The sequence below is a fragment of the Shewanella sp. 10N.286.45.A1 genome, from assembly GCF_041470405.1.
Lineage (GTDB): Bacteria > Pseudomonadota > Gammaproteobacteria > Enterobacterales > Shewanellaceae > Shewanella.
The window spans coordinates 1-5771 of sequence record NZ_JBFRMK010000005.1 but is presented as its reverse complement, the minus strand read 5'-3'; the positions used below and the strand labels follow the sequence as shown (position 1 = coordinate 5771).

General features: G+C 42.6%; 6 protein-coding genes. 5 read left to right on the top strand and 1 reads right to left on the bottom strand.

Translation table 11 applies throughout. The features are described 5' to 3' along the window. The first annotated feature begins 245 nt into the window (after nt 1–245). Entirely contained in the window at nt 246–443 is a 198-nt protein-coding gene (locus AB4238_RS00450; protein ID WP_372030595.1) for a DUF2061 domain-containing protein, read from the top strand. A 15-nt stretch (nt 444–458) separates the two neighbouring features. Here the strand turns inward: AB4238_RS00450 and AB4238_RS00445 are convergent, their stop codons facing one another. Continuing rightward, entirely contained in the window at nt 459–1655 is a 1197-nt protein-coding gene (locus tag AB4238_RS00445; protein ID WP_372030594.1) for a potassium/proton antiporter, read from the bottom strand. A gap of 517 nt (nt 1656–2172) precedes the next feature. On the opposite strand from AB4238_RS00445, the gene AB4238_RS00440 reads away from it, so the two are divergent. The 4 genes from AB4238_RS00440 to pstB all read left to right on the top strand — a co-directional run bounded on the left by AB4238_RS00440 (nt 2173) and on the right by pstB (nt 5590). Then, complete coding sequence (locus AB4238_RS00440) at nt 2173–2982, top strand: phosphate ABC transporter substrate-binding protein (protein WP_372030593.1); 810 nt, start codon at nt 2173–2175, stop codon at nt 2980–2982. Between the two features lie 83 nt (nt 2983–3065). Further along, complete coding sequence (pstC, locus tag AB4238_RS00435) at nt 3066–3971, top strand: phosphate ABC transporter permease subunit PstC (protein ID WP_372030592.1); 906 nt, start codon at nt 3066–3068, stop codon at nt 3969–3971. After that, nucleotides 3971–4828 (top strand): phosphate ABC transporter permease PstA, encoded by an 858-nt coding sequence (gene pstA, locus AB4238_RS00430; protein ID WP_372030591.1) that lies wholly within the window; start codon nt 3971–3973, stop codon nt 4826–4828. The genes pstC and pstA overlap by 1 nt, the downstream gene beginning before the upstream one ends. A gap of 12 nt (nt 4829–4840) precedes the next feature. Beyond that, a complete protein-coding gene (gene pstB, locus AB4238_RS00425; protein WP_371994812.1) occupies nt 4841–5590 on the top strand; it encodes a phosphate ABC transporter ATP-binding protein PstB in 750 nt (249 codons plus the stop codon). Nucleotides 5591–5771: the final 181 nt, after the last annotated feature.

The window sequence follows — 5771 nt, the reverse complement described above, 5'->3', positions numbered from 1 at the left end:
TGTCATTACTCACTTTGAATTAGCCTGCCTTGAACTAGCTTGCCAAAAACGCTCTGAGTAGATCAACTTCTTATACTGGTTGGTATAAAGTTCGCGTAAACCCATCAATACATTAATTTTATTGATGGGTTTATAACCAATTTATCTTTCCAATCGAATAGTCCAATCAAAGTCATCTATATAAACCCCTTTCAAACGCAAATGATAATCGTTATCATCTATGTAACTTTTAAAGGAGCTCGTTTATGACTAAGACAATAACTTTTGCGATTCTTCACTTTAGCGTTGCATTCACGATTACTTATCTATTAACCGGTAGTATTGTTATTGGTGGTGCAGTTGCTTTAATAGAGCCTGCAGTAAACACTGTTGTTTTCTATTTCCATGAAAAAGTATGGAAAGGCATTGAGTCTAAAAATGCCCTACAAAACGCTACTGTATAACTAATTGATACCCTCTTAGTCTTTGTCAGCGTTATTCAAGCCGAGTTTATTTGCCAGTGGCGCAATCGCTCCCCCCTGGATAAACACCGAGAACAATACGATAAAGAACACCATATGCACGATATCAAGCGCGCCAGGAACGCCTGCAGCAGCGGGGATCAGTGCAAATACAATAGGAGTTGCTCCTTTTAAACCAATAGATGAGATAAATAGTCGCTTTTTCCAGCTTGCTTTAACAAAAGGTAAGTAACAGATCTGTACAGCTAAAGGCCTAGCCACCAGTATTAATAAAATTGCTGGTAATAGAGAGCTCATAAATACTCCCGCTAATGACTGAGGGAAGATCTGTAAGCCCAACACAATAAACATCAACGCTTGCGCTAACCAAGATAAGCTATTAAAGAAGTGCTGATTAACTAATTGCCCTCGTTTAATCCCATTACCAATCACTACACCAGCAATGTATGAGGCCAATAAAATATTACCCCCAAGAACTTCTGCACCATAAGTCGCAATAATAAAGCTAGCTAACACAAACACCGGAATGAGGCCAAATTCAGATAGGTGTATACGGTTCAATAACCATACGGCCACCTTAGCAATACCGAAACCAACTATCATAGCGACACCTATTTGGGTCACCAGCTCTAAAGCTATCTCGGATGCCACAACACTCTTACTCGTAGACAGTGCCATATCGGTTAAGAAAATAACCAGTAGCATAGCTACCGGGTCGTTAGTCGCTGATTCAAATTCCAATACGGTATCGGTTTGCTCTTTTAGTTTGAGCTTTTTAGATTCAAGTATAGAGAATACCGCAGCGGCATCAGTTGATGACACAATGGCAGCAAATAGCAAACAAATGATAAAATCAAAATCTAATAACCAATATAGAATTACCGCGAAAAACAGGGTGGTAAACAGCACCCCAAAAGAGGCCAAAACCCCTCCCTCTTTATAAGCTACTTTTATCTTGTCAGTTGAGGTATTGATACCACCAACAAACACAATCATATTCAGTGCTAAACCGCCTATCCAGGCCGTTTTGTCTAAATCATCGTAAACAAAGTTAAACTCTCCATTACCTAACAGTAAGCCCACTCCCATAAAAATAAGCAACGAAGGAATACCTAAGGTTCTTGAGGGGTGATGCAGTAATATTCCAACCACGATCAAAATAGACATACCAATCATGATCATTTCAGTGGTCATAAAATATCCTTAAGTAAAATGTTTAAAAGTGATGCTACCGGGCGTAAACAGTTTATGAAGCTTAGCCTAGTTATATAACGATCTAGGAAAGAGAGTAAACAAAACAAGTTAGGGTAAAAAAGAGACTGTCACAAAAGTTTAATAATAAGTTTATCTAGTGTTCTTTAGCACTAAATATACTACAAAAAGCCCCCTCAATTGTTAATTCAATCTTAACCGCAGATGAACCCCCCACCCCACCATGTTTACTTAGCCGCAAAAAATCACGTAAAACGACCGTCACAGCGCAAAGGCCTAACAATTTATTGATTTAAGAAATCGACTCTTAAATTTTATTCATTTTGCAAAGTCCGTCTATTTTACTCAAGTAATGCCAATATCCACCAGCTGGCAATATTCTTTTGCCATAAAACACTGTCACTTAACTGTCATATTCCTCTGTCTTAATGCACTCGCCTTCAGTGAGGCACTAATTTGGTTTCGTATTTAGACAACTTAAAACAGAGTAGGAAAAGTGATGAAAAAAGTTATTGGCTTATTAACTGCTGTAGGTTTGATGGCATCGCCGCAGGTTTTAGCGGGTACTGTTACAGTATCAGGCTCAACCTCTGTTGCCCACGTCATGGAAGTACTGGCAGAAAACTATCAAAACGTATCGAACAAAAATGTTGAAGTACAGAGCACTGGTTCTTCAGCCGGCATTCGTGCAGCAAAAGATGGCACCAGCATGATAGGCATGTCATCTCGTAACGTGAAACAGAGCGAATTGAACAGCGATACCAAAGAGATCGTTATCGCAAGAGATGGCATTGCAGCTGCAGTAAATAATGCTAATCCAGTAAAGAACTTAACCCAAGAGCAAATTGCAAAGATCTATCGTGGCGAAATCAAGAACTGGAGTGAGGTTGGCGGAGAGTCTCGTCCAATCGTTGTGGTTACCCGAGAAAATGGTTCAGGTACTCGTGGGGCTTTTGAAGAGATAATGAAACTGCAGCGTACGATTAACGGCCACAAGGTGACAGCAATCATCCCTACCGCTCAAGTGGGTAATGGCAACGGTATGATAAAAACTATTGTCGCAAACAACCCATACGCTATTGGCTATATCTCATTAGGTAGTGTTGATGACAGTTTGCGCGCTATCGATGTTGATGGTGTTGCCGCGACAGATGACAACATCGCTGCAGGCGACTACCAAATTGCACGTCCATTTATTGTGTTAATGGATAAAAATGCCCCAAGCACAGCACAAGATTTCATTGAATATATTATGTCTGCTGATGGCCAAGGAATCGTCGCAAGCGAAGGTTATATCCGCGTTCAATAATCATCAACTATAAACAAAGAGAAGCGCAAGCTTCTCTTTGTTTATTCCATTTAGCGTCAGCCGCAATATGTCGAGACAAAGCGATGAACACAGCCAGTAAAGCCCGAGCGCAAGGAATGCAACTCGCCCCAGCAAAGAACTTTGATTGGAAAGAAGTATTTTTCCATCTACTTTTCTTAGCAAGCGCCATGGTAGGTGTAATCTCTGTGGCCACTATCGGGTGGTTTGTATTTCAAGAAGGGCTACCCGCTTTTAAAGAAGCGGGCATCGTCAACCTAGTATTAGGTCGAGAGTGGTTACCACCAGCTCTTTACGGCATATTCCCAATGATAGTGTCGACCCTGATATCAACAGCTGGCGCTGTGGTAATTGGTGTCCCTATCGCGATTTTAACGGCTGTGTTTTTAGCAGAATTGGCACCTAAATGGCTGGCCAACATTGTGCGTCCAGCTGTCGAGCTGTTAGCCGGTATACCTTCTGTGGTGTATGGCTTTTTCGGCCTAGTGATAATCGTCCCTGCTATCGAAACCCTATTTAATATCCCTGCTGGTAACACTATTCTAGCTGGGATAATTGTACTGGCAATCATGATATTGCCAACAGTGATAACCATTTCAGAAACTTCATTACGAGCATTACCTCCAGTATATAAGGAGGGAGCACTAGCACTTGGTGCATCGCATATTTACAGCATATTTAAAGTGCTTATTCCTGCTGCACGTAGTGGCATATTTACCGGAGTGGCGCTAGGTATCGCCCGCGCTATCGGCGAGACCATGGCCATCATTATGGTAATGGGAAATGCCCCTGCAATGCCTGGCTCTATACTTGAGCCCGCTAGAACATTAACCGCTAACATTGCGATGGAGATGTCTTATGCCACAGGTATCCACTCTAGCGCACTCTACTCTACAGGCATCGTCCTGTTGGTATTCATTGTGTTACTTAACGCCAGCTTGTTATACCTAAACCGTAAGAGGAGCTACTAATGCTTCAAGATAAGCGTATTTTTAATAGAGAGCGACAAGACAAACTGCTATTTGCAGCAATCTGGAGCGCTGCCGCCATCACCATCATGTTTTTACTTTGGGTTGTTTGGCATATTTTAAGTAACGGTTTAGCACACGTTAGTTGGGAGTTCATTACTGGTGCATATACCCGCATAGGCGAAGCTTCTGGCATTTGGGCCATGATCGTTTCTACGGTTTATATGGTGGGATTGTCACTCGCCATTGCAGCCCCAATCGGCATCATGACCGCCATATACTTAACTGAATATGCCGCACCTGGCAGTAAAGTCGTTAAAACCATTCGTTTCTGTACCGAGTCACTCGCAGGGATCCCCTCGATTGTTTACGGTCTATTTGGCATGACATTCTTCGTCACCACCCTAGGATTAGGCTTCTCAATCCTTTCAGGGTCATTAACTTTGGCAATGTTGATATTGCCGGTAATCATTCGTACAACCGAAGAAGCATTGCTGGCTGTACCAATGAGCTACCGTGAAGGTGGATACGCCCTTGGCAGCTCCAAAATCTATACGATATACCGCCTCATTTTGCCAAGTGCTTTGCCCGGCATTGTCACCTCAATAATCTTAAGTACCGGTCGAGTGATTGGCGAGTCTGCGCCAGTATTTTTAACAGCAGGTATGGTAACTCAGATCCCAGAGTCAGTGCTCGATTCAGGCCGAACCTTAACCGTTCACCTGTATAAGCTAACTCAAGAGCTATTTACTCAGCATGAATGGGATCAAGCCTACGCAACAGCTACCGTGCTGATAGTGTTGGTGTTACTTCTCAACATGACAACAAAACTAATTGCTACACGCATGAACAAACATTAAAAGGTTATCCCAATGAATAAGCTAGAAGTGAACAACTTAAATCTATTTTATGGCGATAATCATGCGCTAAAAGATATCTCACTACCTATACCTTCACGCCAGGTTACTGCATTAATTGGCCCGTCAGGCTGCGGAAAATCAACACTGCTTCGCACCTTAAACCGTATGAATGACTTAGTCGCTGGCGTAAAGATAGAGGGTGACGTGATGTTTGAAGGTGACAACATCTATCAAGACGTCGACGTTAAGCAACTCAGAATGCGAGTTGGGATGGTCTTTCAAAAGCCCAATCCTTTTCCAATGAGCATCTATGAAAACGTGGCCTTTGGGCTCAAAGCTCAAGGAGTGAAAGACAAAAAAGTATTAGATGATGCTGTCGAGGAAGCACTAAGCAGCGCTGCATTATGGGATGAAGTTAAAGACAGACTTGACTCGCCAGGCCAAGGATTATCAGGTGGACAGCAGCAAAGGCTTTGCATCGCCCGTACGATTGCAATGAAACCAGAAGTGATATTGATGGATGAACCCACCAGTGCACTCGACCCCATTGCCACCCATAAAATTGAGGAGTTGATGGACGAGCTGCGACAGAAGTTCACCATAGTAATCGTGACCCATTCAATGAACCAGGCTAAGCGGATCTCAGATAAAACCGCTTTCTTCTGGATGGGTGAGTTGGTCGAACACGGTGAAACCAATCAAATATTCAATCAACCAATCGACAAGCGAACTCAAGGCTATGTTAGTGGTGAATTTGGATAAGCAGTCACTATCAACAGTCACGCCATACCCTGTATGAGCGTGACTAGGGGCTGTTGATCTTTCACGGTTGTTTTTGCAGCAGTTTATTGGCTATTTTGACAAGGTGGAGGCTATGCCGTTTAGTTATTCTCCACAAATAGTCTACAACACAGTAAAAATAGCCAAGAAACGCGGCCCTTTG

What these genes read in the sequence shown, in the direction of transcription:
- AB4238_RS00440 (WP_372030593.1), top strand. Translation starts at nt 2,173, where the DNA reads ATGAAAAAAGTTATTGGCTTATTAACTGCTGTAGGTTTGATGGCATCG.
- AB4238_RS00445 (WP_372030594.1), bottom strand. Translation starts at nt 1,655, where the DNA reads ATGACCACTGAAATGATCATGATTGGTATGTCTATTTTGATCGTGGTT.
- AB4238_RS00450 (WP_372030595.1), top strand. Translation starts at nt 246, where the DNA reads ATGACTAAGACAATAACTTTTGCGATTCTTCACTTTAGCGTTGCATTC.
- pstB (WP_371994812.1), top strand. Translation starts at nt 4,841, where the DNA reads ATGAATAAGCTAGAAGTGAACAACTTAAATCTATTTTATGGCGATAAT.
- pstC (WP_372030592.1), top strand. Translation starts at nt 3,066, where the DNA reads ATGAACACAGCCAGTAAAGCCCGAGCGCAAGGAATGCAACTCGCCCCA.
- pstA (WP_372030591.1), top strand. Translation starts at nt 3,971, where the DNA reads ATGCTTCAAGATAAGCGTATTTTTAATAGAGAGCGACAAGACAAACTG.